The organism is Oceanobacillus neutriphilus (assembly GCF_014645515.1).
Lineage (GTDB): Bacteria > Bacillota > Bacilli > Bacillales > Amphibacillaceae > Oceanobacillus > Oceanobacillus neutriphilus.
This window is the reverse complement of record NZ_BMLW01000009.1, coordinates 98,595-125,393: the sequence shown is the minus strand read 5'-3', so window position 1 is coordinate 125,393 and position 26,799 is coordinate 98,595. Positions and strand designations below refer to the sequence as shown.

Sequence of the window (26,799 nt, the reverse complement as noted above, 5' to 3'; positions counted from 1 at the left end):
AGGTTTCATAAGGAGGGGCGCTATGTATCACTTTGTGGAAGAGCAAATTAAAAAGGCAGTGGACGATGGCGAGTTTGATAATCTGGCTGGTAAAGGACAGCCATTGGACCTGCGTGATGAATTTGCCGGGTTGCCTGAAGAGGTGAAACAATCTTTTCGTATTTTAAAACGGGCAGGCTACCTTTCAGATGAGCAGGAAAATCAAAAGCAATATATATCGCACCGTGACTTAATCCAAATTGCAACGGATGGAGAAAAACAAGCCGATCTATCAGAAAAACAAGTGGCTTTTCAAACATTGACTAAAGAACGGAAGCTTGATAAAAGCAGCGTTTTTCGTAAATATGCGAGCAGGATCAGGCATAAATTGTTTTGGTAAAAAATAAATTAAATCTTTCCTTCTTCATTATATAAAGAAGGGGTAACCGCCCTTCCTTTACTAACAGTAAAACTAGCTATCTAAAATCAATTCATATTCTTTCTTCAGACTAGATAACTTTTCCTGATATCTGCTCCATTCATCATTTTCCTCTAAAGGCTTCCCTTTGCATAAAGGCTTTTTATTATAAATCTTTCTGATACCAAATTTAATTCCTTCACCTGTTACATTTGAATTAATTTTTATTTTATCCGGATAAATTGTTAACAGGTTTAATAAATGCACCACTTTGGGATCTTTTGAATTCCTTAAAATGCTTAACAGTTCATAATCAGTTAAAAAAGAGATTTCCTTATTAACCACTCTATTAAAATGTAATTTTATTGCCTCAGCTAAAATGCAATCTGCAGCTAACAACTCCGGTGACAGGAACAATTCATGATCTTCTAAAATTAAGTTCATTAAATAATGAGCGGTTTGATTATCTGTTGAAACACCTCTATTATCACATTTAATAAACTTCAATAAATCTCCAGGAAATCTTTCTATAGTTCCATTCATATAAGTATCTCTGAAAAAACTATCTAAATGATCCAGTCCAAGTATTTCATTTGTGCCTGTAATTTGATTATTTGAGTTGAGAAAATCGATTATTTCTTGAGGTGTGAGGTCTGCTTTATGTAGTATGCGTTCTATTTCTTTACTTCTAATATAGTTCTCAGTAATTTTATGATGGTTGTAGCCCAAATTTTTTTCAACCGCATGAGAGAATGGCAGATGTCCAATATCATGTAGTATTGCAGCAGCTTTGCTTAAATTATCTTCCTTAAAATAAATAGCTGTTAATTTCCATACGCCAATTGTATGCTCAAATCGGGAATGAACAACAGGAGAGATAAGAGAACCTGCGCCAAAATGAGATAAATGCTTTAATCTTCTTAAATAAATAGTACTGAACAGCTCAACTTCCCATTTATTCATGTCTATCATGGGGTATAGTGGTTCATTGATATAGTTATAATTTTTAATCATAATTATTTCCCCTTATATATTCTTTTTAAAGCAAAATATGCAGTGTAGATAAAACGATAAAAAAGGGACTAACCAGGTTAATCCCTTTTTAACTTTATATTAAACGTTCCATCTCTTTTAACAGCTCATAAGCTCCCTCAGATTCATTAGAGCACACTACCATCATCTTTTCATCATGTGGATAATGAACTGCACGAAAATTAACTCCCGGATCATATCCCATCTGAATATACTTTATCACTTCTTGATTGTCGTCTAATTCCATATAACCGGAGTAGCCGTAAAAGATATTATCTTCCTCATCTACACATTCACGTGCCTGCAGTACCTCCCGGGTCATTTCCTCAGATAACAGCTGGTAACTCGTCAAGGCATCCCAAAATTTAGCTATATCACGTACAGTAACATATGCACCGCCATCTGATCCGCCCCTAGCAGGAATAGAATAAATATTTGTCTTCCATTTTCCATCCGGTTCTTCCACATAACCTAACGCTGTCCGTTCAGGTAAACAATCCATTTCAAAATATCCTGAATCATTCATCCCCGCTGCTTTAAAAATATTCTCTTCTACAAATGAAGTAAAACTGCAGTTTTCAGCCTGCTCTACAATCAAACCTAATAAGATATAACCTGAATTATTATATTGAAAGGAACTGCCCGGCTTACCCTGCATTTTTCTATGCTGAAAAAGCGGCAGAAAATCTTTCGGTCTTCTGACACCATACATTGGGAAATCCTCCCACAACAACTCGAAATCATCCATCTCTTCCTCATCAAAATAGTCTGGCACTCCTGAAGTATGCGTCAGTAAATGATGGATGGTAATATCCTTGTCGAAGTAAGGAAATTCCTCTGTCACACACTCATGAAGCTTTGTTTCAAAAGAGAGTTTTCCCATTTCCACAAGCTTGGCAATAGCAATTGCTGTAAATAACTTACATCCTGAAGCAATTCCAAATCGGGTATCCACCTGATTTTCAAGTTTCTCAGCACGATTTCTGAATCCACTGCTTCCTGTTATTATCTCATCCTGCTTTTGTGCATAGAAAGCTCCTGAAAAAGAGAGTTTCTTCTGTACTTCCATCAGCTTGTTCCGTTTCTTTTCTGTATTCATTTTTGTCCCTCCTGAAATCCTTTCATATTTTTATTTATGATTTAAAAAAGGATATCAGTTAAGATGTTCATACCATATAACGAATCATATGATTTTCCTCCGTTCTTATAAGAGATAATATTATTGTACGTTAAAATACAGAAAATTACCACAAGTCCAGCTGCTTATAATTTTATTTCCTAAAACAACCCCAGCTGCTGCGAAGCCAGCCCATTAAATTCAATTCCCAACATCTGCTGCAGCTGCTTAGCATTCCCGGCTGCATGTCCGCCGGAGTTATTATTAAACAAAACGATAACTTCTTTGCATTGCTTTTCCAGCCTTTTTACTTCTTCTGCTATAGCAGTTAATTCCTTTTCACTATACTCATATAAATAGCGGACCTTCCGCCAATTTGCATTCCCTGAATAATTCCAGCCATGAACGTTCCTGCCATGCAGCCGGATAATGGCTTTTTCCTTTACGGTTACCACAGGCACAAACGGGACCGATTTCACACCAGCCTGAGGCTCATCAGCAATTGTATGAATCCAGCCCTCCTGCTTCATAAAATCCAGGGTTTGCTGCTGAAATCTTTCCTCATACCAGGATTGATTTCTAAACTCCAAGGCAACCGGTATATCTTTCATTTGCTTTTTACAATAACGGATATACTGTACATGCTCTTGTTTACAATCAAATTTTGGCGGGAATTGAAACAACACAGCTCCCAGCTTCCCTGCTCTCTGAAGTGGTTCAATCGACTCCCTGAAAGCCTGGAACATTTCTGCTATCGTTTCAAAAGGATTTTCCTTTTCTTCTCGATCATGCCCTGTCATCCCCTGATAGGCTTTCACGATAAATTGAAAATTTTCCGGTGTTTCCTTTACCCATTTTTCCATATTGCGGATGGGTTGTACTGCATAAAAAGAGGAGTCTAATTCTACAACCGGAAAATGACTGCTGTATTCCTGCAGCTTCTCATGTGTTCTGGTATCAGCAGCATAAATAGAATCATGGTCTCCCCATCCAGTTAATCCAATTTGAATCATTTTTCACACTCCTCCCCAGTTTATTCTCTTACTCTTCTTTGTTCCCTGCGTACCATATATTTTACGAATGGAATAATTATAATGGATAAAAATAAAATCCGAAACAGCTGAAATGAAGTCACAACGGTAACTTCTGCCTGGATAGAAGCAGCTATAATCCCCATTTGATCCACACCGCCCGGGACAACACTTAAAAAGCTAGTGGCGAAATCCATAAAATAATGTGCCATCCATTCGCTGATCAGAAATGCAACACCAATTAAAATAACACAGGAACCAATAGCATAAACAATATGTGATTTCATTTTCTTCAATTTATCCCGTTTTAACAACAAGCCCATATAAATCCCGATAAAAAGCTGTGCAATATGTAATAAATTATCCGGCATCACCGGAACTTGAATAGACAATAGATTGCATACCATAATCAGAAATACCGGCCCTAATAAATAAGCAGTAGGAACCTTAATAAATTTAAAAACAATTCCCGCTATGTAACATAGTACCAATAAACCTAATAAGATCAGGGAATAGCTTTCTGTTGATTTATCAGGAGTGGCTCCGCCGCTGTTACTGGAAACAATAAAGGGAACCATCGTAATAATTGCCAGCAAGCGCATAACATGATAAAACGTCACGACTGTAATATTTAAATTTTTTTGCTCCTCCGCAAAGACAACTACCTGCTGCAAACCTCCGGGAGCACAGCATGTCATTGCCGTTCCAATATCCAGGCGGGCCCATTTCGAAACTGCGTAACTGACACCAATAAATAAAATAAAAAAGATAATGTTAATCAAAAACATCATCGGAAAATAGCGCACCATCTCCTGAAGTGCATCTAACGTAAATGCAAAACCAATCGTATACCCGGCAAACACTAAGCCGATATTACGAAAGATTGGATCCCATACCATTTTCCAGGGCGACTTTAACTGGAACAGCAATGTCATTAGCATTGATCCGAGCAGCCAGGGAATCGGCAAGCCGATGAGTGAAAAAATAAAAGCTCCTAAGAGGCCAATTGCAAATGTTCTCAGGAATAAAAATATCATATAATTCCCTTCCTTCTCCCCTTATTATAACGTGTTCATGCAAATTCTAAAATCCATTATTTTGTATCTATAAGTAAAATATTTGAAAAATAAAATGCGAAGAAGAAGGTTTTATAAATCTAATTGCTCTCCAACAAAAATGAATCATCCCTATCAAACAAAGAATAACCGCGTCAAAACTTGTTCGTACTTCTTCTTTTTCTGCCTGCTATCTCCTACTTTTCACTAGCTGTCCTTTTCTGATTAGTAATTTGTAATATATATCAGCCATGTTAAATTTCTTCATTGACATACTATGACAGTCATAGTAATATACTTATAGAAATAATTACTTTGTCTGTCATAGTATTTTATTTGTTATAGATAAGAAGAAGCATTGCAAGGCAAGGAGGGGTTTTGTTGGAAGGAAGAATTTCAGCGGATTTATTACGTGGTCATACAGACACAATTGTGTTGGGAATACTATTAAAAAACGATGCCTATGGATACCAAATATACAAATCCATCATGGACCGAACAGACGGGCTATACCAATTAAAGGAAGCTACGCTTTATTCCAGCTATAAACGATTGGAAAAAGAAGCATGTATCGTCGCCTATTGGGGAGATGAAAGTCAGGGCGGCCGGAGAAAATATTACCGGATTACTGATAAAGGCCGCGTACAATACAAACAGAATATCGCCGATTGGGAATTTACTCAGCGAATTTTGAATCGATTATTGAAGGAGGAAGACGACTAATATGATGATAAAAAAATATGTCGATGATTTATTTCACGGGTATGAGTCAACAGCTGAACTGGAGGACTTCAAAGAAGAAATCATAATAAATTTAAAAGATCGCGTGCAGGATTTAGAAAAAGCAGGAAAATCATCTGATAAGGCATTTGCAGAGGCTGTCTCAGAATTAGGTGACATTACAGCCATTGCCGATGATTTAAGCAGAGAAAAAAGAAAGGAAATTATCGGAAAAATGTATGTGGACCCAAAGCCTAAGCTTTCTGCAGGATATGCCATTGGATATACACTTGCTGCTGGAATTTTATTGTTTGGAATTATTACAAGTCTAATCACTTATTTTTCTGCTGAAAATAATTTATTCATTGCTATTTCCTCCTTCCTGCCATTTGTTGTACCTGCAGGAGCAGCATTAACCTATTTAGGTTTAACAACAGAAACAACTGCCAAATATCCGATGAACTGGAAAAGGGCACTTATTTATGCGCTTGCTGTCGGCGTCATTTTATTCGGAATTTCCATCTCCAGTTCACACTATTTTATGGAAAACAGTGATCCAGCTGCTATCCTGGGAGTGCTGGTTCCTTTTGTATTACCAGGCGTTCTGGTTATTGCCTTCTTAATGCTTACCGAAAAGAAGCGGTTCAAACCATGGCTAATGCAAGAGCATGAACGATATCACGAAGCCTACGCTGGCTATTATAAAGATACAGAAGAAGTAACAAAACGCGGAATGCTTTCTGGAGCTTTATGGATTGGAGCGATAGGGGTCTTTCTTCTTATCTGGATATTGACTAATATCCTTTACGCCCTTCCTGTCTTCCTGTTTGCCATTGTAGGAGAACTCTTAATTGAGTACCGTATGATATCAAAGCATAAACGCAATTCAGCAACAAAATAGTATCCATGCTTCCATACTAAATTATCATCTGTTTTTCACACCCATATTCTGAAAAGAAATGGGTGTTTTTTTATGTATAAAATATTTATCCCCGAACAAATTAATTAATAAAGTTAAGTTGAGAATATAATCACTTATTTTCGAGGGTTTGATTCTTTATTTATTGGGTATTATGAGTTTAAATAACTCTCTTAAACAGAGATTGGAAAGGAAGAACAATCATGAAAAAAACTTTACTTCTATGTCTGACACTGCTTCTTTCCATTACTTTAGCAGCCTGCGGGACAAGCGATGACAGTAATACAGATAATAATGCAACGAATAATTCAGATACAAATGAAAAAGCTGACGATACAAATACAGAAGACAAAAATACAAACAACACAGATACCAATGATAATAACGGTGCAGCCGATAGTAATGATGACTTAGATCTTACAAGCGTATCCTTAAGCGTAGAGGATGCCCTCAGCGCATTCCAGGAAAAATTTGCTGATGCACGTGTCTCTTCTATTCAATTAGATGAAGAAAGAGGAGAGCTTGTCTACGATATCGATGGTTTCGATGATTCAATGGAATACTCCGCTGAAATCAATCAGTCCGGCGAAATTATAGCTGAGGAGCAGGAGCAGCAGGATGCAGATGACCGTTATGAAGAGTTGGCACTCGATGATTACATCACAGCAGAGGAAGCATTATCGACAGCTTCAAAAGCTCCCGAAGCAGATGGTATTACTGCAAGAGGATGGTCATTAGAATTTGAAAATGGCAGCCCAATATATGAAATTAATTTTGAAGATATGGGGTCTCAGGAAGTAGATGTTTATATTGATGCAGAATCTGGAGAACAGCTGCATGTGGAAGTAGATGATTAATTTTTAATGAAAGCAGGCCAAGCTATGAGCTTGAGCCTGCATTTTTTATATCAGCTAATTTCTAAGACCTTGAAGCAGAGGAAGACGCTGCAAAAATAGCTGCATTAGTCGAATCAAGTGTTGCTTTGACAGCTTTGGAAACAGGTAGATTCTTACTCATCTCCTTGATTTGTTTTTCTGCCCGTTTAGCTTCTTTCCGTTCCGGTAATACGATGCGAAGTAAATTGCTGATATAGACAAGTGACATCAATACAACGATTCGCTCTTCTTCTTTTTCTAAGAGATCTTGTTTTTTACTTTTTTCTAAAACCGTCCGAAAGCTTTCTCTCATCGTCCTGATAAAATCTGCTTGATTAAAGGTGTACGTATAAGAAGGAAACATACCTAGAATCCGCTTTTCTTCCATGTTACCTACACCAGCCCGGTCTAATTTCCCAGCAATTTTGTTTGGAAGATTCTTGTGTGAACGTTTTAAAGCAGACACCCAGTACTTTGGTGTTTTGTTCTTTTTTAGTTGCATGATTTTTAGTGTTTCTTTCAAAAGCGGGTCTTCTACTTCTGAATGAACAACTTCCAATTTAGAATGATGAAACTCTACCTGCCCTTCCAGCATAAGTTCTGCCAGCAAAGCACCGCTTAAACTATAGGGCAATGCGGAGGAAGCACGTCCATATGCCTGGTTAGTTTTGGGACCAAGTAAAAGCATGTTTTCCTCTCCTTTTCTATCTCCTATTTTTAACTGGTAACATTAAAATACTTTACGCTGATAAACAAATTGACTGATTGTCCAGGATAGGAGATATAAACTGATGGCAATAATTGCACCACTGAGATAAAGTGTTAATGACGACAAGCTTGTAAGAAAATGAATGATTACTGTAAGATTTTCGGTCAAAAAGGGCACAATTGAGGATAAAACAAATGAAAAGACGAGAAATCCAATCATAATTGCTGTTCCTATATATCCAGGCTTTAGTATATAAAATAACGGAAAAGTGAAAGCGGCAAAAATGAAGAACAATCCCGCTCCAATAGCCATATCCCTTATGGTATAGCTATAATTAAAGATATACAGAATGATTCCAGCTACTCCTATTGATAAAACCATAAATAGCGCTGCTCCTACATATTTTGCAGCAACAATTTCTCTTCTTGTGTATGGAAGCGAGTTCCATAATATATTTATTTTTGTCTTTTCTTCGTTTATATAAGCATTGAGCGGCAAAAAAATACTAGCCACCAAAAAAATAAAAAATGGACTGAGCTGCCTGGCAAAGATGGCATATAAAACAATTATAGCTACAGATACAAGCAGCTCTCCTTTTTGTATAATTAAATCCTTTTTTATCAAGTTAAACATATTCGTGTCTTCCTTCTTTCAAGTTGATTGATATTGCACACCATTTCAAAATACTTTACGCTGGTAAATTAATTGACTGACTACCCAGGATATGAGGTATAAACCAATCGCTATAGCTGCACCGCTAAGATAAAGCGTAGCGATTGATAGGCTTGTAATAAAATCTGTAATAGTTGTAAGATGTGCTGCTAAAAATCGAAAAACTGGCGGCAAAATAATGGTTGAAACAATAAATCCAATAAAAGCAGCTATAAAAATATACTCGGCTTTTAAGAAATAAAATAATGGAAAAGCAAAGGCTGCAATGAGACAGAATAATCCAGCAGCAATTGCCACATCACTCATGGTATAGTCAAATTGAAATACATATAGGATAACTCCTGCCAGGGCAATGGATAGAATCATATATACAATTGCGCCAATATATCTTGCAGCAACAATTTCTTTTCTTGTATACGGCAAAGAGTTAAGAAGAATATTTGATTTAGATTGTTGATCAAATATATATGCATTGAGAGGGATAAAAACACTAGCTATCAGAAAAATAAACGCTGGATGTATATTTTCAATGAAAATTGCAAAAATCATAATAATGGGAACAAGTAAGCCTATTTGCGTTTTCTGTATAAAAAAATCTTTTTTTATCAAATTAAACATATTGCCTCTCAGCTCCTTTTGCATAGAACATAATATCTTCTAAAGTAGCAGGTTCCATAGAAACACGATTTCCAAGTACCGCCTTTATTCCAGCTACATCATTTGTTAAAGCTGTGAATCCATAGGAGGAGCGCTCTATCTTAATAAACATTTTTTCGATATCCCGATTGATTACATCCATATTTCCTTTGACTAAAGCATAACGATCCTGCACATCTTCCATGGAATCGGTAAAGAGAATTTTTCCTTTTTGAATAAACGTAATATAATCGGCGATTCGCTCTAAATCACTGGTGATATGTGTAGAAAAAAATAATGTTCTTCTGCCATCCTTCATGATCTCCTGCAGTATGTCCAAAAGCTCTCTCCGGAAAACGGGATCCAATCCTGCCGTCGGCTCATCCATCATAATAAACTCTGCCTCATGCGATAAAGCTATTGCCAGCGAAGCTTTCATCTGCATCCCTTTGGAAAAGGTTTTAATCCCTTTATTTAAAGGCAATTCAAACTTCTTAATATAATCGTAAAATTGCTTGTCATCCCAATTTTTATATGCAGGTGCAACAATCCGTCGTATATCCTTTAAATTTAAACTTTCATAAAACACATTGCTATCGTAGACAAACCCCATCCGCTCCTTAATTTCTTTCTCGTTACTGGCATAATCCATTCCAAATACATTTATGTCTCCCTCATCAGCCTTTAATAAATTCATCATCAGCTTCATTGTTGTAGACTTTCCTGCTCCATTCGCCCCAATAAATCCAGTTACATAGCCTTGTTTAATTTGCAAATTAATATCTTTTATTGAAAAATCTTTTAAGTGCTTGGTTACTCCTTTAAATTCTACTATATTGTTCATATTTTTCACTCCTTCATTAAAATTATAATAATCAGTTCTATTTCGTTCCTACCCATGAAGTTCTGCTTTCGTGATGGCCTCTTTACTTATTTTTCTTAAAAACAAGACTCCAGATATCCGCAAATACACATAAAAACACTGAAATCAGACATAAAAAAGTAGCAAAATTAAAAAATGGATAACTATAAAAATGAAAATACTCCGTAAATAACTTTGCATTTAGGATTCGATTAATTAAATCCGTATCACGAACTCTTGGCTCCCAACCCGTTCCATCCAAAAACATAAAAATAATTTGAGCGAGGATACAACCTCCTATCGTTATTATTGTTTGTTTCCCTGTTTTCTTTGGCTTTTCTGTCTTCTCTGCCATTCGATTTCCCCTTTATATCGCTTTTATATCGTTAAACAAATATTGTATATATACTATATTAACACTATATACATTATTAAATCATCTTTTTATACCCTTTTCAACTATTAAAATAATTTTTTCACAAAAAAAAGAGACCTCAGCTCTATGCTTAAGATCTCTAATCAGTGCCTATTCAATGATTTCTGTGAACTTTAAAAAGTTTTCCGTTGATAAATAATTTGGCTAATTATCCAGGAAATTGCATATAATGCCGTGATAATACCCGCACCGCTTAAGTAAATCGCAAAAGAGGATACATTCATAAGAAAATCAACAACAGGTGTTAAGTATTCTTCAAAAAACATAACTGTCGGACCACTTAACACAACAAACAAAATAAATCCTATCGTAACTGCTGTCCCAATATTACCCGGTTTCAATAGATAAAACAGAGGAAAACTAAATGAGAAAAGGGTAAGTGTTATTCCTGCTCCAATGGCTATATCAGCCCATGTGAAAGGACGATTAAATACATAAAAAAGTGCTGTTGTGATGACAATAGATACAGCCATATAAAAAATAGCACCAATATACCTGGAAGCAATAATTTGCGTACGTGTATAAGGCAAAGAATTTAACAAAATATTTGTTTCTACCTTCTCATCATATGAATAGGCGTTTATCGGAATGAAAAAACCAGCAAATACAAAAATAAAAAAAGCTGACATGTGTGAGCCTGCAAAAATAAAGAAAAGAATAAACGGAATGAATAAATACAACTGATATTTCTGTATAATTAAGTCTCTTCTGATTAAATTAGCCATATAAATTTCGTGCTCCTTTCATATAAAACATGATTTCCTCTAAAGATGCTTCTTCAATCACAACATGCTTTCCGAACACTCCTCTTACCTTTGCCGCTTCTTTTGTCAAAGCCTGAAAACCGTTTGGAGAACGTTCTATTTTTATAAAATATACTTCCGTATCTGCATCAAGCAACTCGTTGCTTCCTTTCACTACCGCATACTGCTCCTGCAGCTCATAAACAGGTTTATCGATGAGTATCTCCCCTTCATCAATCAGAACAATAAAATCTGCTATCCGGTCAAGATCACTTGTGATGTGTGTTGAGAAGAGTATCGTTCTTTTCCCGTCTACCATCACCTCCTGGAAAATGTCTAAAAGTTCCCTGCGAGATGTCGGATCTAACCCCGCAGTCGGCTCGTCCATAACAATTAACTCCGCATCATGAGAGAGAGCCATCGCAATCGATGCTTTCATCTGCATTCCTTTTGAGAATTTCTTCATTGGCTTATTTAAAGGCAAATCAAACTGGTTCACATACGCTTTAAATTGCTGTTGATCCCAATGCGTATATGCCGGTGCAATAATCCTGCTGATATCCTTGAGATTTAAGGACTCATAAAATATATTGCTGTCATAAACAAAGCCGATACGATTCTTTATTTCTTTTTCATGACTGGCATAATCCAGACCAAATACATTTATCTCACCATTATCCGGCTGCAACAGATTCATAATAAGCTTCATTGTCGTCGACTTGCCGGCTCCATTTGCTCCAATAAAACCTGTTACATAGCCTTGTTTTATTTGTAGATCCATATTATGTATTGTGAATGCTTTCAGCGATTTAGATACATCATGGAGCTCTATCACATTTTCCATCCCCATCACTCCTCGTACAACAGCTTTAATAATTCCTGCAGCTCTTCATAAGGCAGTCCAATTTCTTTACTATTAGAAATAACTGCGCTTAGCTGTTCTTCAATTACTCTTAATTTCTTCTCCCGGATAACCTCTAAATTCTGCTCCGCTATAAATGAGCCTTTTCCGACAATGGAATAGATAAATCCCGCTTTTTCCAGCTCTTCATAGGCCCGCTTTGTTGTAATTACACTTATTTTTAAATCCTTTGCCAGCTGTCTGATGGATGGCAGAGCATCTCCTTCTGCCAGTTCACCTGATAAGATTGCTGTTTGAATTTGCTTCAAAATCTGCTCATAAATTGGTTCTTTAGAGCTGTTTGATATGATAATTTGCATGTCCATACCTCATTTTTCTGATTGTATATCTACATTATACACAGTATAAAAAGTATTGGATAATTTCGTCAAGCTAAACTCTATGAGCATCACTTCATTTAGAAATATTCGAGAGAGCTATTTTATACATTGTGCAGGGTGAGTGAAAAGTATGATGGGTCATTCACTTTTGAATACTCTTGAACAAAGCAAGAAAATCGTTTGCAGCACGATGATAACTACGCTAAGAAAAGTAATAAGATTATAAATATCAGCTGTGTAAAAATTGAATATATCGATGAACCATGTTGACTCCATAATACTATCCCGAATTCGCATCAAGAATGAACTATCATAGCGTAATTTTGGACTCCAGCCCATCCTGTCAAAAATAACAAGCAATATTTGCACTCCTGCCAACAAACCTGCAGTACTTAGCCACTCTGCCCAGACTCTATATCTTGAAGTTTTTTTCATAGGTCACCTCACCCATCATTGTGTATATACTTTATAAACAATATATACAAATTAAACCATCTTTTATTCCTTTTTTCAACCNGATGTCCGCTGCGGGAAGTCGCTTTCCGCGGGCAACGCCTCAGCCTCCTCAGAAGAAGACCACTTCTTGCGGGGTCTTCACCTGTTGCTTTTCCCGCAGGAGTCGACTTCCCTTCGCTCCCATCTAAGAAGAAATATGTTTTATTTACTTTTTCACAAAGAAATAAAACATATTTTAGCGACGGTTTTCGATGGGACGAGTAATCGTAGTCCCAGTCCCAGTTGGAAGACCCCGCAGGAAAAAAGTGCTCTTCTTTTTTCGAGGAGATGAGCTCGGGGCCCACGGAAAGCGTAGTGTATTTCTGGGGTTGCGATTACTCACCCCATGAAACCCGTTGCAGCGGCTGACTCCAGCATTTTTATATACTTTCTTATCTTTTAACAGTTGTTGAGCCATTCAATTTAAAGCAGATTGCTGAACCAGCTTCTGTTTCTCCTCTTCAATCTTTCCTTTATCTATTCTTTCAAAAAGCGGCACAACCTTGTTCACCTGCTGCGGAAGTTCACTTATTTCTTCCCAGCCCAGCTCTTTGATCGACAGCATTTCCTGAACCTGTTTTGTAGAATAAGGCAGAAATGGATACAATAGCTGCGTCGTATTTACAATTATATATACACAGGTTGCTAATGTTTTATCAGCTTCCTCAGGGTTTTCTTTCACCTGCTTCCAGGGCGCCTGAACATCAAAATATTTATTTGCTTCCCGTATAAGGTCAAAAACCTCGCTCAATGCCTGCTTTAATTTCCCTGTTTCCACAAGCTCTCCGACAACTGGATAAAGGCTTTTTATTTTATCCACTATCTCTGCTTCCAGATCTGCTTGGGGAATACTCGAATCATTATTTTTCTCAATAAACTTCAGTGTACGATTGATAAAGTTTCCATACGCTCCTAATAGCTCGCTGTTATGACTAAGGATAAATTCCTGCCAGGAAAAATCAGCATCGCGGTTTTCAGGAGCATTAATGGTCAGGAAATAACGTACTGAATCTGGATGATAGGTAGCCAATATATCCTTTATCCAGACAGCCCAGTAATTGCTTGTAGAAATCTTTCTTTTTTCCAAGGTAACATATTCATTGGAAACAATATGGGTAGGAAGCTGTTTATTTCCAAGAGCTAATAAAAGTGCCGGCCAGATAATGGTATGGAACGGAATATTATCTTTACCATGTACATAGTAAGCTTTTGTTGAATTATCAGGCTGCCACCATTTATCTATATCTTGCTGATGCTCCTCTCCCCACGCTTGGCTTGCAGTTAAATACCCTGCAACAGCTTCCAGCCACACATAAATTTTCTTCCCTTCGAATCCTTCTACAGGAACATCTATCCCATTGGGAAGATCTCTTGTCATCGCTCTTTCCTTCAGCCCTTCCCGCAAATAACGCTTTGAGAATTGAATTGCATTATCACGCCAGCGTTCTTCTTTCGCTGCTTTGTTAACTAAGGAAGTAAGCTCATCTGAAAAATTACCAAAGGAAAAATAATAATGCGCTGTTTCACGTATCGCCGGCTCTTCGCCGCAAAGCTTACATTTTTTGTCTTTCAGTTCAAGCGGATCAAGAACCGCAGAGCAATGATCACACTGGTCTCCCCGTGCATTTTCTCCACAGACCGGACATCGTCCTTCTACAAAACGATCCGGTAAAAAGCGCTTATCCTTTTCGCAATATGCCTGTTCTGTCGTTTTCTCTTCTAAAAATCCTTTATCAAGCAGATTTAAAAAGATTTTCTGTACTGCTTGATGATGGAATGTGCTATCTGTTCTCGTATAATAATCATAAGAGAAGCCTAATTTTTCAAAGATGTCCACAAATTCCTGATGATATTTTTCAGCAATAGCCTCCGTTGTCGTTCCTTCCTGTGATGCACGGATAGAAATTGGCGTTCCATTGCAATCACTTCCGGAAACATACAGAACCTCTTCACCCTTTAAACGATAATATCTTGCTAAAATATCCCCCGGCAATAGACTTGCAATATGTCCTAAATGAAGGGAACCATTTGCATACGGCCATGCGCCGCCGATAAATACAGCCATTTCCAACACTCCTTATTTTATAAATTCAATAGATACAGTTATGAGATAAGGAATTTAAGCAATAAAAAAACGCCCTAAGCTTTCTATATCAAAGAAAGCTTAGGACGAGTATTCCCGTGTTACCACCTAATTTTCACAGACTGCTCACACAGCCTGCCTCCTTCTGTACGTCTGGTGAGTCAGTTTTCAGCAGATTATACAGTTGCTGTTGTAACGAGTGCCTCTCGTCGCAGCCTACTATCCATTTGGGAGTTCAGTGCGCAGCTCAAAGGTCATTGTTCAATTGGGAATAGCTGCCTCATTTCCACCAGCAGAGGCTCTCTTTTAGCGCTTCCCAATCTACTTTTCCTTCTCATTGCCTGTTTAACTATTTGTTTCAGTTTACTCTTATTGGACAATATTATCAACTTATTATTTAAAATTGAGTATCCTGCCCGGGTCATATACATGATAAAGTAATATTATTCTTCCAGCTTAAACACACGAGTCGCCTCGACCGCTTTTTGCCAGCCTTTATATAACTTTTCACTTTCTTCATTATCCATTTTATCCTCGAATGTTTTCTCTACTTTCCATTGCTTCGCTATTTCCTCCTGGCTTTCCCAGAAGCCGACAGCTAACCCGGCCAGATAGGCAGATCCAAGTGCTGTTGTCTCCTGAATCACTGGTCGTTCAACAGCTACATCCATAATATCACTTTGGAACTGCATTAAGAAATCATTTTTCACCGCTCCACCGTCTACACGAAGCGTTTTTAATTCCATTTCTGAGTCCGACGCCATTGCCTCTATGACATCTCTTGTCTGATAAGCTAACGACTCTAATGTTGCACGAATAAAGTGTTCTTTCTTAGTTCCTCTTGTTAGTCCAAATACGGAACCTCGTGCATCACTATCCCAATATGGTGTTCCTAAACCGACAAAAGCTGGTACAACATACACGCCGTCTGTAGACTCTACACGTTTCGCAAAATCTTCACTTTCCGGACTGGATTCAATCATTCTTAATCCGTCACGCAGCCACTGAATAGCAGAACCGGCAACAAAAATACTTCCTTCCAGTGCATAGTTTACTTTTCCATCTACACCCCATGCGATAGTAGTCAGTAACCCATTCTTAGATTCCACAGGCTCTTCACCTGTATTCATTAATAAGAAGCCGCCTGTGCCATATGTGTTTTTCGCCATTCCCTGTTCAAAACATGCCTGCCCAAATAAAGCAGCCTGCTGGTCACCGGCAATACCGGCAATCGGAACTTCCTCGCCAAAGAAATGGTAGGATACCGTTTTTGTATATTCTTCAGAAGACGGACGAACCTCTGGAAGCATTGACTTCGGTACGCCCAAAATGTCTAACAGCTCTTCATCCCATTCTAAGTCGTAAATATTAAACATCAATGTCCTGGCAGCATTAGAATAATCAGTAACGTGTGTTTTTCCGCCTGAAAACTTATAAATAAGCCATGAATCAACTGTACCGAATAACAGATCGCCGGCATCTGCTTTCTCTCTTGCTCCCTCTACATTATCCAGAATCCATTTCACCTTGGTTCCTGAGAAATACGGGTCAATTAAGAGACCTGTTTTACTGCGGAATGTATCTTCGTACCCTTGTTCTCTCAGCTCCTTACAAATAGGCTCTGTTTGGCGGGACTGCCAGACAATTGCCTTATAAATCGGTCTGCCAGTGTTCTTGTCCCACACAATTGCCGTTTCGCGTTGATTGGTAATTCCAATCCCTTCTATCTGACTCGCTTCAATACCTGTTTTATTTAATACTTCTGCGATACAGCCAAGCACAGATGTCCATATCTCATTTGCATCATGCTCTACCCAGCCCGGTTTTTCAAAATACTGTTCAAATTCCTTTTGAGCTGTATCGATAATTTCCCCTTTATTATCAAATACAATCGCCCGTGAACTGGTTGTTCCTTGATCGATTGAAAGAATATATTTCTCTGCCATCCCTGATTCCTCCATTTTTAAATTTAGAAAATTACCTGATTTAAAAGTTCAGGTTTACTTATTACGTTTAGTACGCCCTCTTATATTTCATTCCCTTAATTCTTTTTTCTATTCCTATTTTATGAAACAGAATGCGGCGTCCGCTTTTGTTCATTTACAAAAGCTGTTGCAAATATAACAACTACCACAACGGTCATAACCCAAAATCCTGCGCCCATACTTTCATCAAAGAAAGCATGATAGAAAAAGGCACCGTATACTCCGCCGATAATTGGTCCAATCACTGGTATCGGTGCATAGCTCCAATCTGAACCGCCCTTGCCTATTATCGGTAAAATAGCATGTGCGATTCTTGGACCTAAGTCCCGGGCCGGATTAATCGCATAACCCGTCGGTCCTCCCAGCGACATTCCAATCGCGACAATTAACAAACCGACGATAGCTGGATTTAATCCCTCTGTGAATTCGTTTGCACCAATAAATAATAAGCCCATAACCAATACAAAAGTTCCGATTATCTCACTTACTAAATTGGCCGGATAACTTCTAACAGCTGGCCCTGTGGCAAATACCCCAAGTTTTGCCCCTTTATCCTTTGTTTCTCTCCAATGCGGGAGATACTGAAAGTAAATAATGATTGCGCCGATAATTGCGCCAATTAATTGGCCAGCTAAATATGCCGGCACCTTTGCCCATGGAAATTCACCAATTGCGGCAAAACCTAAAGTTACTGCCGGATTCAGATGGGCATCAGATATATTCCCAACTGCATAAACCCCCATTGTTACACCTAAGCCCCATCCTAATGTAACCAGTACCCAGCCGGCGCCAGCAGCTTTTGATTTTTTCAATTCCACACCAGCTACGACTCCTGCACCTAAAATGATCAGAATCATTGTACCGATTAACTCTGCCATAAATTCAGACATGCTTATCGCCCCTTTGTTAAATAGATAGTTCAACTTGAACTTCACAAGTTCGGGAATAGGAAAAAAGCTCACACAGATGTAACCGCATTCTCCTTGCTGAGAGGGCGGCCTACCGTGTGAACTTCATCTCCTACACAATCCTTAACTTGTCTTTTAATACCTTATAACAGAATTAAAACGCTGTCAATAAATTAAATTTATATACTGCATAATTACTCCTGTGATTTTGAACCTGAAGCTTAGAAGTAAAAACGTCCCAAACTTTCTTCACAAAAGGAAGTTTGGGACGTTTTTATTTTGCTGTACAGGGTGTTTAAATTTTTTTATAAATATCATTTCCGGCTGTCCATTCAGCTGTTTTAATTTACTTTTTTTGATTAATATTTCCATTTCCTGTTTCCAGATCATCCTCATATAAGTGACTTCGGATTTTAAAGAACTCAAAGGCATGTGTTACAAACACTTTCAAAAGTGCGTAGCCTGGAACAGCTAATAAGATACCGACAATTCCAAATAGGTTTCCGGATGTCAGGATGATAAAGATGATTGTAATTGGATGCACGCGAAGGTTTCTTCCCATAATCTGCGGAGAAATAAACTTCCCTTCAATAAGCTGTACAATCGTCCAGACAATAATCAGCTTGATAACCATAAATGGCGACGTCACAATTGCAACAATTAGAGCAGGGGTAATCGCAATCGCCGGTCCAAGATAAGGAACAACATTCGTAAAAGCTGCAATTAAAGCTAATACTGGCGCATACTCCAGCCCAATGATGGTAAAGCCGATATACATCAGCACACCGATACAGAAGGCGACAATAATTTGCCCGCGGATAAAGCTGCTGATTTGGTGATTCATTTCCTTCAAAATGTCGAGGGTTGGCTTCCTCATAGATACTGGCAGAAATTTAATGAAATATCCCGGCAGCTTTTCTCCATCCTTTAATAAATAAAATAAGATAAACGGCAGCGTTATAATTGCCAAAACAATCTCTGTCACAGCTCCAATGACATTGCCAATATTGGAAAAGGCACTATTCACTATATCAAGCGAACGATCAGATAATTGCGTAGCAAACCCCTGCAGGTCAATATATTCTACCAATTGAAACTGATTAATAAAATTCCCGCCAATAAAATCATTCACCATTTTCTCAATATCAGAAATAAATGGAGGCAGACTGGTTATGAAACTCGTAATCTGATCTCTCAGAAAAGGAAAGACAGAGCTGATTAAAATAGTTAAAATTCCGATAATAATCAGGTATAACCCAAAGATAGAATAGACCCGCTTTACCTTTTTCTTTTCCAGATAATTAACAATTGGATTCAATAAATAATAGAGAATCGCTGATAAAATAATTGGCAGCAATACTGTTTTCAAAAGCACAACAAACGGTGTGAACACAAATGAGATGTGTGTGAAAATAAGTATGTTTAAGCCAATTAACAATAAGATGACTAAAAATACAACAAAGCGGTTATTTAAGAAAAATCGTTTAAATAAATCTATTTTATCGTTAACGGATTTCAACGCAGCACCTTCTCTTCTCCTCGTAATTCTATGTTACTTCTATTATATCGCAAAAAACGACAGGAATCTCTATCCATCTCATCAATTTTTGCACATTTTAAATGTTAAAAAAATTAGCATCGTTTTTCATAAGGCAGGTAATCGCAACCCCGACATTTTTGATGGGGCAGTCCCAGCCCTGCCCCATCAAAGCCATTCATCTGACAGCATAATGAATTCCTTCTGTTTCTATCCTTCTTTCTCGAAAACTACCAGCTTTTCATAGGCATTCTGTCTTTCTTTATCATAGTTTTCCTTCTGTTTCTGCAGCTTTTGCAGCTCTTCCACTTCTTTCGTCTCCGTCATCCTCAGCTCTATTACATAGATTTCCGCTTCTAACTCTTCAATTTGCTTCTCCAGCTTCTCTATCATTATTGACGAATTCTCTGTACTTTTATACGATTTTTTCATATTTTTGCTTGTTATTTTAACAGAAGAAGATTCCGCTGCCTGTTTTTCTGACAGCTGCTCTTTCCGTTTTTCCTTTGCCCACGAATAATTTCCCAGGTATTTTGTTATTCGCTTATCTTCTATCCAGTATAAATAGTCAAACTGTTTATCTAAGAAATAACGGTCATGACTAACAGCAATAAGGCTTCCTTCAAACCTCTCCAAGGTCTCCTCTAATACTTCTCTCGAATCAATATCTAAATGGTTTGTCGGCTCATCCAGTATAAGTGTATTGATATCCTGATGCATCAACTGCGCTAATCGCAAACGCATTTTTTCACCACCGCTTAATTGCGTTACTTTCCGAAAAACATGCTCCCCGTAAAAAAGAAACTTTGCCAGAATATGTCTTGCTTTTCCTTCTGTTACGGAGATAGCTTCACGGAAGGTTTCGAGTACTGTCTGATCAGGGGCAATATCATGAAACACATGCTGAGACAGATATCCATACTTTACATTACTGCCAATAATAACCTCTCCGTTATCCGGCTTTAAATTACCAAGCATGAGCTGAATAAGGGTTGATTTCCCTGTTCCATTCTCTCCAATAATAGCAACGCGATCCTGATAACGAATATGCATATCTGCATTGGCAAAAAGCAGTTTTTCTCCAAATTGCTTCCGTACATCCGTCATCATAATTACATCCTTGCCGCTTCTTCCTGAACTATCCAATTCCATTTGCATTTTTTTCCGGTTTAACTGGGGCTTATTCAGTTTATCCATCCGTTCCAACGCGCGCTCCATATTTTTGGCACGCTTATGCAGTCCCTCATTTGGCGGATTGGCCCGGTTTGCCCACTCTCTCAAACGTTTAATTGCTTCTTTCATCTTCTTTATTTTCTTCTGCTGCTCTTCATAATCCTGGAACTCCCGAAGCAGCCGTTCTTCCTTTTCTTTCACGTATCCGGAGAAATTCGTATGATAAACAGCAAGCTCTCCATCTTCCAAATCTAAAATTCTTCCTACTACCTCATCCAGAAAATAGCGGTCATGCGAGATAACGACAACTGTTCCCCCATAGTTATTCAGAAATTCACCAAGCCATTCAACAGCCTGCAGATCCAGATGATTTGTCGGTTCGTCTAATAAAAGTAAATCCGGATCCTGGAGGAGTATTCTTGCTAAGCCGACTTTTGTTTTTTCTCCACCGCTAATTTGGTCAAAAGGCATCTGCAGCAAATCATGAATTTGTAAGCCCGTCGTAATCCGGTCAATATCTGCTTCTAATTCATATCCTCCAAGTACCGTAAAACGCTCCTGCGCTTCTCCATATGCACTGATATTTGCTGCCAGCTCCTGTTCTGATCCTGGGTTTTGCATAGCCTGCTCCAATTGCTTCATTTGTTTTTCCAATGCTGTCATTTCGCCACTTGATTGTTTTAATACATCAAATACGCAAGTATCCTCGCCTGGGTTAGGGATTTGTTCTAAATAGCCGATGCTTATCGCTTTCTTCCAATGAATTTTTCCTTCATCCTGTTTCGTGATGCCCGCCATTAATCGTAATAGTGTACTTTTACCTCCACCATTTCTGCCAACAATACCGATACGTTCTTTCTCATTTACCTCTAAGGATAAATTTTCAAATATAACATTCCCGCCGTACATTTTCTTTACTTTATTTATTTGACAAATCATTTTTATTCTCCTTTATCCTCTCTGCATAAAGATGAAGATAAAGCAACAAAAAACACACAAAGAGCAATTCCCCCTGTGTGTTTGTATGGTTATTTCATTTCGTTAATCAACCGTACTATATCAGATGCAGAGATGCTTTTTTGCTTTCGTATTTGCTATTAAATTGCTAAAAAAGGACAGACGAATCCCGTCAGCAATAAATAGCGCAAATTTCGCACGGCAGTAATATAAGAATTCCATCCATTCTCCGCACGATTTCTCAAGCCATAAAAACATCTCTACACCTCCATTTCTTTCATAAATTATATTCATTATATAGAAAATTTGTGCGGTATGCAACTTTTCCCGGTCTACCGCCTGGTTATCGGATTTTGCTTTCTCTTTTCTCTATCATATAATTGTCAGCTCCATTAAAAATAACTTAAAATTCTATCATTTTGATAGATATTCTTCCATTTTAAGGTATACTCATAAAAAAGGAGGCAAAAAAATAATGCTGACACAAGGTAAAACAGTTCAAGATTCTATTTTATTTATTCAACAAAACCTGGATAAAGATCTTTCGCTCAGTGTGCTTGCAAATGAGGCAGCTTACAGTCCGTACCATTTTTCACGTATGTTTAAACGTCAGGTTGGCGTATCACCAATGTACTTTATTTCCAGTTTACGGCTGCAGCTTGCCAAAAAATTATTGCTGGACACCGCATTTCCAATTCGGGAGATAGGTCTTGAAGTCGGACAACAGAGCCTTGGAACCTTTACGACGCGCTTTACAAACAGCATTGGTATGACACCTGCCTCATTTCGGACTACCCGTCAATATTCTGAAGAATATATGACACATTTAAAACAAGACAAATCACAAAGTACAGTAATAAGTTCCTCTTCTTTTCAACAATTAAGCGGGTCTATTCATATAGAAGAAGCCTTCAATGGTATTATTTTTGCCGGCCTATTTCCTAAACCGATTCCAGAGGGGTTGCCTGTCCGTGGAACTTTATTAATGCATTCAGAATCTTTTCATATAACTAATATTCCTGTTGGCACCTACTTTCTAATGGCAACAGCTATATCATGGGACATGGATTCCAAAACGATTCTTATTCCCCGTGAAACATTGCGGGCGCGACACCCTTACCCGATTTGTATTGATGGAAAACGCTCTGTGCCTGAGACACACCTTATTATGAGAAAACCGGTAATTACAGACCCTCCCATTCTTATTTCTTTACCATTATTAATGAAGCATTTCCTGCATCGTTCACCGATTTCTCATTAAATTTCCGATTAGAGCAATCGAGAAGAAATCTATGCGAACAGCTGCTGTTATGCTGAAAAAAAGAAGTTAAGGAGGGAGATAAGGTGACGATTTCAAGGGAGATTATGGAAAAGTTTAATATCGCTTTTGCCAATGGAGATGTTGATTTTATCTTTGAATCAGCTGCAGATAATATTATCTTGAATGAGATTGGTCACGGCACCGCAGAAGGGAAAGCTGCTTTTATTGAAAAGATGGAGCCGATGCGTGACTACAAGGCAGATGTCTATAAAGTTTACCGGACATTAATTGATGGTGATACTGCAGTTGTCGAAGGAGAAATGCAATTCGCAGAGGAAGATGGACAAGTAACTTACTATTTTAATGATTGGTATACTTTTAAGAATGAGAAAATCACAAACCTGACTGCATACTTAATTAAACAAAAGCAGAAGAAATAGGAGGAGAATACGATGCCAACAGGAGTATATGCATATGTTACGATGGATGGTACAGGGAAAGAAGCAGTTGATTTTTATAAAAATGCACTGGATGCGGAAGTATCAGGAGTTCAGACTTTTGGCGAATTACCTGAGAATCCGGAATTCCCCCTCCCGGATGAAGCAAAGAACCGGATATTGCATGCCCAAATACAAGTAGGTAATACGTATTTTATGCTGTCTGATACATTTCCAGGCCAACCTCTGGATACAGGGACACAGGTGAACATCTGTGTGACTCTGGAGGATGTTGAAAAATCTAAGTCGGTATTTGAAAAACTGAAAATGGACGGTAAGGTGCTTATGCCGCTTCAGGAAACGCACTGGAGTCCTTCCTATGGACAGGTGAAGGATAAATTCGGCATCACCTGGCAAATTTCAACGGATTTTCAAGAAGGTATGTAATTTAATTTTGATAAATAGATGAAAGAAAATAGAGCTTATTCTCCTCTTACCAGTGCCTGGTAAGAGTTTTTTTATACGCACATTTCAAATCAAAAAATAGATAAAAATTAATCGTGATAGTGAATAAGAACTTCACGAAACGACTGACAGGCCAAATTGTTTGAATTTTCCTCATTGGAAAGGTAGGATTTTAAATATAAGCGAAGGGAGAGGATATACAGATGACAAATCAAATTCCAGAGATCACATTACATGATGGACTTCAAATTCCTTCTGTCGGCTTTGGTACGTACAAGCTGAAAGGAGAAAGCGGTGCGCAGGCAATCAACCACGCTATTACGAATGGCTATCGTCTGCTGGATTCCGCATACAATTATGAAAATGAAGCTACTGTCGGAGAAGCAATACGCAGATCCTCTGTGCCACGTGAAGAATTACTTGTAACATCTAAGCTTCCTGGACGTTACCATCATTATGATGATGCGATTGTTACCATTCAAGAATCATTGCTTCGGGCAAACTTAGATTATTACGATCTATACCTGATCCACTGGCCAAATCCTATTCAGGATAACTACGTTGAAGCCTGGCAGGCATTAATCGATGCCAAAAAATTTGGTTATATTCGTTCCATCGGTGTATGCAACTTCTTACCAGAACATTTAGAGCGTCTCCAAAAAGAAACAGGTATTTTGCCAACGGTGAACCAAATTGAATTACATCCATTGTTTAATCAGGAAGAACAATTAAAATTCCATGAAGAGCATCATATCGCAACAGAATCATGGAGTCCTCTATCCAGAGCAAGCGACCTGCTTCAGGATGAAACATTACAAAAGATTGCAGATCAGCACAACAGAACTATTTCACAGATTATTCTCCGCTGGCATTATCAGTTGGGAACAATTGCTATTCCGAAATCAGCAACCCCATCCCGTCAAAAAGAGAATATTTCTATCTTTGACTTCGAATTAAGCAAAGAAGAAATGACAATTATTAACAGCCTTTCAAAACAGGATGGGCGTTTGAAAGATCAGGATCCGGCTGTTTATGAAGAGTTTTAATAGATATTTATGAAGAGAGGAAGCTCGTTTATCCTCTCTTTTTTAATGAAATCCTATTCCATTACATTAATAACAGGAAAACGAAATAAACAAGCGGAATAGTAACAACAGAAAGAAGTGTAGAGAAAAAGACCACCACTGCAGAGAATTCTACATCTCCTCCATATACTTGTGCGTACATACTTATCGTTGCCGGACTTGGAGTAGCAGAAAGCAAGCATGCTATCATAAACCATTCAAATGGAATATTGAAGAATAATAATGGTAAAAAGAAGAGGACTGGATACATAAATAGTCGGATAAACACAGCCATATAAACAAAAATATCCTTCATATACGCCAGCGCTTTAGAAAAAGATACCGTTGAAATCATCATACCAATCATAATCATGGATAGAGGTACTGTCATCTGCCCGATGGTTGCAACTTGATCTATGATAAAAGCAGGTATTTGAATTGGAAAAACAAATAAAACAAAGCCAGCTATTGTTGCTAAAAAGCCGGGATTTTTTAAGATAAACATCACTTTGGAATCAGGGAGCTCTTCTGGATTCATAATATAAATCGCATATGTCCAAATTAGAATATAATAAATTAAATTAAATACAGAGGCAAAGAGTACTCCCTCCTGCCCAAACAACTGCAAAATAATTACCATCCCTATAAATCCTTGATTCCCAAACAAAATAACATTTTCAAATACCGCTCTCCGATTCGTCGAAAGCGTTAATTTTCCAGTAATAAATCTGCTTAAAAAAAGGGTCCCTCCCATAATATAGATGGAAAGGACAAACATAACCAGGGCACCATAAGCTTGTTCATATTGGAAAGGCATGTGCATAGAGCTGATAATCAGACAAGGTAAAGCGACATATAATAATAGTGTAGTAAACGCACGCTGACCATGCTCAGAAATCAGACCTGTACGTCTTATAATCCAGCCGATGGCGACAATTACATACAGGGAACCAATCTCGTATGCTAATGTAAATAATGTATCCATGCCCTTCCACCTTCCTCATTAACCTACCATTACAGATTATTCATAAGGTGGAAAACATGTGATAAATGACTACTTATCACTGCTGTTTCGATGCTTTATTAAATCTTTATTTACCTGCTTTGTCGTATACATCCGCTCTCTGCCATTATTTCCACCAATCATTATAAATGGAGGCAATCGGCTCACGTTTATGCATCGTTTTGATATAGTGAGCTTCAATAACTTCTTTTGCTTCCTGAGACACTTCTTTACCTTCTAAATAATCATCTACTTCTTCATAAGTCACACCTAATGCTTCTTCATCCGCTAAAGCCGGACGTTCATCCTCTAAATCAGCGGTAGGCTTCTTCATATAAAGATGCTCAGGACAGCCTAATTCTTTTAATATTTGTTTTCCCTGTCGTTTATTTAAACCCTCGAGCGGTGCAAGATCGCAGGCTCCATCTCCATGCTTTGTAAAGAATCCGGTAATTGCTTCTGCCGCATGGTCTGTTCCTAATACAAAGCAATTATTCATACCGGCGATACTATATTGTACCTTCATGCGCTCTCGTGCTTTTTCATTTCCTTTTAGAAAGTCGCTGATCGTTATACCTGCTTCACGTAATGCTTTGTCGCTTGCATCCACAGCTTCTTTAATATTTACTGTCAATACCTTCGAAGGCTGTATAAACTGAATTGCATCTTCCACATCATCCGCATCGCCTTGTTTTCCATATGGAAGCTTTACGCCAATAAATTGATAAGATTGCTCTTCATGCTCCATGTTTAATTCATCAGCCGTCAATTGGGCTAATTTTGAAAGTAATGTTGAATCCTGACCGCCTGATATTCCAAGAACAAAGCCGTTTGCAAAACTGAATTTGCGCAAATAATCCTTCATAAAATCAATACGCTTACGGATTTCTTCTTTTGGATCAATTTCTGGTTTTACATGTAATGCTTTGATAACGGATTGCTGTAATTCACTCATTTATAGACACTCCTTTATTAGAAACTCCGT

At 37.9% G+C, this 26,799-nt stretch carries 29 protein-coding genes and 1 other annotated feature; of the genes, 8 read left to right on the top strand and 21 right to left on the bottom strand.

What is annotated here, in order from left to right; translation table 11 throughout:
• The first annotated feature begins 22 nt into the window (after positions 1-22).
• Entirely contained in the window at positions 23-379 is a 357-nt protein-coding gene (locus tag IEX29_RS15615; protein WP_188735292.1) for a DnaJ family domain-containing protein, read from the top strand.
• Positions 380-451: 72 nt separating this feature from the next.
• Here IEX29_RS15615 and IEX29_RS15610 read toward each other — a convergent pair whose 3' ends face one another.
• The 4 genes from IEX29_RS15610 to IEX29_RS15595 all read right to left on the bottom strand — a co-directional run bounded on the left by IEX29_RS15610 (position 452) and on the right by IEX29_RS15595 (position 4,614).
• Complete coding sequence (locus tag IEX29_RS15610; protein WP_188735291.1) at positions 452-1,411, bottom strand: HD domain-containing protein; 960 nt, start codon at positions 1,409-1,411, stop codon at positions 452-454.
• 94 nt (positions 1,412-1,505) lie between these two features.
• Positions 1,506-2,528 carry a serine hydrolase domain-containing protein gene (locus IEX29_RS15605; protein ID WP_188735290.1) on the bottom strand — a complete coding sequence of 341 codons (1,023 nt, stop codon included), beginning with the start codon at positions 2,526-2,528 and terminating at the stop codon, positions 1,506-1,508.
• 179 nt (positions 2,529-2,707) lie between these two features.
• Positions 2,708-3,559, bottom strand: coding sequence for a DUF72 domain-containing protein (locus IEX29_RS15600; RefSeq protein WP_188735289.1), 852 nt, complete (start codon positions 3,557-3,559; stop codon positions 2,708-2,710).
• 20 nt (positions 3,560-3,579) lie between these two features.
• On the bottom strand, positions 3,580-4,614 hold the full coding sequence (locus tag IEX29_RS15595; protein ID WP_188735288.1) for an AbrB family transcriptional regulator: 1,035 nt from the start codon (positions 4,612-4,614) through the stop codon (positions 3,580-3,582).
• 396 nt (positions 4,615-5,010) lie between these two features.
• Here IEX29_RS15595 and IEX29_RS15590 point away from each other — a divergent pair, with 396 nt between their 5' ends.
• The 3 genes from IEX29_RS15590 (at position 5,011) to IEX29_RS15580 (ending at position 7,128) form a co-directional block, all read left to right on the top strand.
• Entirely contained in the window at positions 5,011-5,355 is a 345-nt protein-coding gene (locus IEX29_RS15590; RefSeq protein WP_373290684.1) for a PadR family transcriptional regulator, read from the top strand.
• A gap of 1 nt (position 5,356) precedes the next feature.
• On the top strand, positions 5,357-6,253 hold the full coding sequence (locus IEX29_RS15585; RefSeq protein WP_188735286.1) for a permease prefix domain 1-containing protein: 897 nt from the start codon (positions 5,357-5,359) through the stop codon (positions 6,251-6,253).
• 221 nt (positions 6,254-6,474) lie between these two features.
• Positions 6,475-7,128 carry a PepSY domain-containing protein gene (locus tag IEX29_RS15580; protein ID WP_188735285.1) on the top strand — a complete coding sequence of 218 codons (654 nt, stop codon included), beginning with the start codon at positions 6,475-6,477 and terminating at the stop codon, positions 7,126-7,128.
• A gap of 61 nt (positions 7,129-7,189) precedes the next feature.
• Here the strand turns inward: IEX29_RS15580 and IEX29_RS15575 are convergent, their stop codons facing one another.
• The 15 genes from IEX29_RS15575 to IEX29_RS15505 form a co-directional block, all read right to left on the bottom strand.
• Positions 7,190-7,834 carry a GOLPH3/VPS74 family protein gene (locus IEX29_RS15575; protein WP_188735284.1) on the bottom strand — a complete coding sequence of 215 codons (645 nt, stop codon included), beginning with the start codon at positions 7,832-7,834 and terminating at the stop codon, positions 7,190-7,192.
• A gap of 42 nt (positions 7,835-7,876) precedes the next feature.
• Positions 7,877-8,488, bottom strand: coding sequence for an ABC-2 transporter permease (locus IEX29_RS15570; protein ID WP_188735283.1), 612 nt, complete (start codon positions 8,486-8,488; stop codon positions 7,877-7,879).
• A 45-nt stretch (positions 8,489-8,533) separates the two neighbouring features.
• The gene (locus tag IEX29_RS15565; protein ID WP_188735282.1) at positions 8,534-9,145 is read right to left on the bottom strand and encodes an ABC-2 transporter permease; all 612 of its coding nucleotides are present in this window, start codon (positions 9,143-9,145) and stop codon (positions 8,534-8,536) included.
• Positions 9,138-10,007 (bottom strand): ABC transporter ATP-binding protein, encoded by an 870-nt coding sequence (locus tag IEX29_RS15560; RefSeq protein ID WP_188735281.1) that lies wholly within the window; start codon positions 10,005-10,007, stop codon positions 9,138-9,140. The genes IEX29_RS15565 and IEX29_RS15560 overlap by 8 nt, the downstream gene beginning before the upstream one ends.
• 82 nt (positions 10,008-10,089) lie before the next feature.
• On the bottom strand, positions 10,090-10,380 hold the full coding sequence (locus tag IEX29_RS15555) for a YfzA family protein (protein WP_188735280.1): 291 nt from the start codon (positions 10,378-10,380) through the stop codon (positions 10,090-10,092).
• 194 nt (positions 10,381-10,574) lie between these two features.
• Positions 10,575-11,186: an ABC-2 transporter permease gene (locus IEX29_RS15550; protein WP_188735279.1), complete on the bottom strand. Its 612-nt coding sequence runs from the start codon at positions 11,184-11,186 to the stop codon at positions 10,575-10,577.
• Positions 11,179-12,048, bottom strand: a complete 870-nt coding sequence (locus IEX29_RS15545; protein ID WP_188735278.1) for an ABC transporter ATP-binding protein — start codon at positions 12,046-12,048, stop codon at positions 11,179-11,181. Before IEX29_RS15545 ends, IEX29_RS15550 begins: the two co-directional genes overlap by 8 nt.
• Before the next feature lie 5 nt (positions 12,049-12,053).
• On the bottom strand, positions 12,054-12,425 hold the full coding sequence (locus IEX29_RS15540; RefSeq protein WP_188735277.1) for a GntR family transcriptional regulator: 372 nt from the start codon (positions 12,423-12,425) through the stop codon (positions 12,054-12,056).
• A gap of 159 nt (positions 12,426-12,584) precedes the next feature.
• Positions 12,585-12,881, bottom strand: a complete 297-nt coding sequence (locus IEX29_RS15535; protein WP_188735276.1) for a YfzA family protein — start codon at positions 12,879-12,881, stop codon at positions 12,585-12,587.
• A gap of 478 nt (positions 12,882-13,359) precedes the next feature.
• Positions 13,360-15,006 (bottom strand): methionine--tRNA ligase, encoded by a 1,647-nt coding sequence (gene metG, locus IEX29_RS15530; RefSeq protein WP_188735275.1) that lies wholly within the window; start codon positions 15,004-15,006, stop codon positions 13,360-13,362.
• 97 nt (positions 15,007-15,103) lie between these two features.
• Positions 15,104-15,371 (bottom strand) — a binding site (T-box leader).
• Positions 15,372-15,467: 96 nt separating this feature from the next.
• The gene (gene glpK, locus IEX29_RS15525; RefSeq protein WP_188735274.1) at positions 15,468-16,970 is read right to left on the bottom strand and encodes a glycerol kinase GlpK; all 1,503 of its coding nucleotides are present in this window, start codon (positions 16,968-16,970) and stop codon (positions 15,468-15,470) included.
• A gap of 119 nt (positions 16,971-17,089) precedes the next feature.
• Complete coding sequence (locus IEX29_RS15520; RefSeq protein WP_188735273.1) at positions 17,090-17,899, bottom strand: MIP/aquaporin family protein; 810 nt, start codon at positions 17,897-17,899, stop codon at positions 17,090-17,092.
• A gap of 364 nt (positions 17,900-18,263) precedes the next feature.
• The gene (locus tag IEX29_RS15515) at positions 18,264-19,436 is read right to left on the bottom strand and encodes an AI-2E family transporter (RefSeq protein WP_188735272.1); all 1,173 of its coding nucleotides are present in this window, start codon (positions 19,434-19,436) and stop codon (positions 18,264-18,266) included.
• A gap of 228 nt (positions 19,437-19,664) precedes the next feature.
• The gene (gene abc-f, locus IEX29_RS15510) at positions 19,665-21,566 is read right to left on the bottom strand and encodes a ribosomal protection-like ABC-F family protein (RefSeq protein WP_188735271.1); all 1,902 of its coding nucleotides are present in this window, start codon (positions 21,564-21,566) and stop codon (positions 19,665-19,667) included.
• A 120-nt stretch (positions 21,567-21,686) separates the two neighbouring features.
• Complete coding sequence (locus IEX29_RS15505; protein WP_229720258.1) at positions 21,687-21,878, bottom strand: RAxF-45 family protein; 192 nt, start codon at positions 21,876-21,878, stop codon at positions 21,687-21,689.
• 181 nt (positions 21,879-22,059) lie between these two features.
• On the opposite strand from IEX29_RS15505, the gene IEX29_RS15500 reads away from it, so the two are divergent.
• The 4 genes from IEX29_RS15500 (at position 22,060) to IEX29_RS15485 (ending at position 24,793) form a co-directional block, all read left to right on the top strand.
• Positions 22,060-22,845, top strand: a complete 786-nt coding sequence (locus IEX29_RS15500) for a helix-turn-helix transcriptional regulator (RefSeq protein ID WP_188735269.1) — start codon at positions 22,060-22,062, stop codon at positions 22,843-22,845.
• A gap of 83 nt (positions 22,846-22,928) precedes the next feature.
• Positions 22,929-23,285 carry a nuclear transport factor 2 family protein gene (locus IEX29_RS15495; RefSeq protein ID WP_188735268.1) on the top strand — a complete coding sequence of 119 codons (357 nt, stop codon included), beginning with the start codon at positions 22,929-22,931 and terminating at the stop codon, positions 23,283-23,285.
• 12 nt (positions 23,286-23,297) lie between these two features.
• Positions 23,298-23,729 carry a VOC family protein gene (locus IEX29_RS15490; RefSeq protein WP_188735267.1) on the top strand — a complete coding sequence of 144 codons (432 nt, stop codon included), beginning with the start codon at positions 23,298-23,300 and terminating at the stop codon, positions 23,727-23,729.
• Between the two features lie 221 nt (positions 23,730-23,950).
• Positions 23,951-24,793 carry an aldo/keto reductase gene (locus tag IEX29_RS15485; RefSeq protein ID WP_188735266.1) on the top strand — a complete coding sequence of 281 codons (843 nt, stop codon included), beginning with the start codon at positions 23,951-23,953 and terminating at the stop codon, positions 24,791-24,793.
• 61 nt (positions 24,794-24,854) lie between these two features.
• On the opposite strand, the gene IEX29_RS15480 is transcribed toward IEX29_RS15485, so the two are convergent.
• A complete protein-coding gene (locus IEX29_RS15480; RefSeq protein ID WP_188735265.1) occupies positions 24,855-25,796 on the bottom strand; it encodes an AEC family transporter in 942 nt (313 codons plus the stop codon).
• A 145-nt stretch (positions 25,797-25,941) separates the two neighbouring features.
• On the bottom strand, positions 25,942-26,769 hold the full coding sequence (gene nadE, locus IEX29_RS15475; protein ID WP_188735264.1) for an NAD(+) synthase: 828 nt from the start codon (positions 26,767-26,769) through the stop codon (positions 25,942-25,944).
• Positions 26,770-26,799: the final 30 nt, after the last annotated feature.

Bases quoted from the DNA above. Each gene is read 5' to 3' on its own strand.
- IEX29_RS15485 (WP_188735266.1), top strand. From the start codon at position 23,951: ATGACAAATCAAATTCCAGAGATCACATTACATGATGGACTTCAAATT.
- IEX29_RS15535 (WP_188735276.1), bottom strand. From the start codon at position 12,881: ATGAAAAAAACTTCAAGATATAGAGTCTGGGCAGAGTGGCTAAGTACT.
- abc-f (WP_188735271.1), bottom strand. From the start codon at position 21,566: ATGATTTGTCAAATAAATAAAGTAAAGAAAATGTACGGCGGGAATGTT.
- IEX29_RS15560 (WP_188735281.1), bottom strand. From the start codon at position 10,007: ATGAACAATATAGTAGAATTTAAAGGAGTAACCAAGCACTTAAAAGAT.
- IEX29_RS15555 (WP_188735280.1), bottom strand. From the start codon at position 10,380: ATGGCAGAGAAGACAGAAAAGCCAAAGAAAACAGGGAAACAAACAATA.
- IEX29_RS15585 (WP_188735286.1), top strand. From the start codon at position 5,357: ATGATGATAAAAAAATATGTCGATGATTTATTTCACGGGTATGAGTCA.
- IEX29_RS15520 (WP_188735273.1), bottom strand. From the start codon at position 17,899: ATGTCTGAATTTATGGCAGAGTTAATCGGTACAATGATTCTGATCATT.
- IEX29_RS15605 (WP_188735290.1), bottom strand. From the start codon at position 2,528: ATGAATACAGAAAAGAAACGGAACAAGCTGATGGAAGTACAGAAGAAA.
- IEX29_RS15565 (WP_188735282.1), bottom strand. From the start codon at position 9,145: ATGTTTAATTTGATAAAAAAAGATTTTTTTATACAGAAAACGCAAATA.
- IEX29_RS15545 (WP_188735278.1), bottom strand. From the start codon at position 12,048: ATGGAAAATGTGATAGAGCTCCATGATGTATCTAAATCGCTGAAAGCA.
- IEX29_RS15615 (WP_188735292.1), top strand. From the start codon at position 23: ATGTATCACTTTGTGGAAGAGCAAATTAAAAAGGCAGTGGACGATGGC.
- IEX29_RS15595 (WP_188735288.1), bottom strand. From the start codon at position 4,614: ATGATATTTTTATTCCTGAGAACATTTGCAATTGGCCTCTTAGGAGCT.
- IEX29_RS15570 (WP_188735283.1), bottom strand. From the start codon at position 8,488: ATGTTTAACTTGATAAAAAAGGATTTAATTATACAAAAAGGAGAGCTG.
- metG (WP_188735275.1), bottom strand. From the start codon at position 15,006: ATGGCTGTATTTATCGGCGGCGCATGGCCGTATGCAAATGGTTCCCTT.
- IEX29_RS15480 (WP_188735265.1), bottom strand. From the start codon at position 25,796: ATGGATACATTATTTACATTAGCATACGAGATTGGTTCCCTGTATGTA.
- IEX29_RS15505 (WP_229720258.1), bottom strand. From the start codon at position 21,878: ATGAATATAATTTATGAAAGAAATGGAGGTGTAGAGATGTTTTTATGG.
- nadE (WP_188735264.1), bottom strand. From the start codon at position 26,769: ATGAGTGAATTACAGCAATCCGTTATCAAAGCATTACATGTAAAACCA.
- IEX29_RS15550 (WP_188735279.1), bottom strand. From the start codon at position 11,186: ATGGCTAATTTAATCAGAAGAGACTTAATTATACAGAAATATCAGTTG.
- IEX29_RS15575 (WP_188735284.1), bottom strand. From the start codon at position 7,834: ATGCTTTTACTTGGTCCCAAAACTAACCAGGCATATGGACGTGCTTCC.
- glpK (WP_188735274.1), bottom strand. From the start codon at position 16,970: ATGGCAGAGAAATATATTCTTTCAATCGATCAAGGAACAACCAGTTCA.
- IEX29_RS15540 (WP_188735277.1), bottom strand. From the start codon at position 12,425: ATGCAAATTATCATATCAAACAGCTCTAAAGAACCAATTTATGAGCAG.
- IEX29_RS15500 (WP_188735269.1), top strand. From the start codon at position 22,060: ATGCTGACACAAGGTAAAACAGTTCAAGATTCTATTTTATTTATTCAA.
- IEX29_RS15490 (WP_188735267.1), top strand. From the start codon at position 23,298: ATGCCAACAGGAGTATATGCATATGTTACGATGGATGGTACAGGGAAA.
- IEX29_RS15610 (WP_188735291.1), bottom strand. From the start codon at position 1,411: ATGATTAAAAATTATAACTATATCAATGAACCACTATACCCCATGATA.
- IEX29_RS15600 (WP_188735289.1), bottom strand. From the start codon at position 3,559: ATGATTCAAATTGGATTAACTGGATGGGGAGACCATGATTCTATTTAT.
- IEX29_RS15580 (WP_188735285.1), top strand. From the start codon at position 6,475: ATGAAAAAAACTTTACTTCTATGTCTGACACTGCTTCTTTCCATTACT.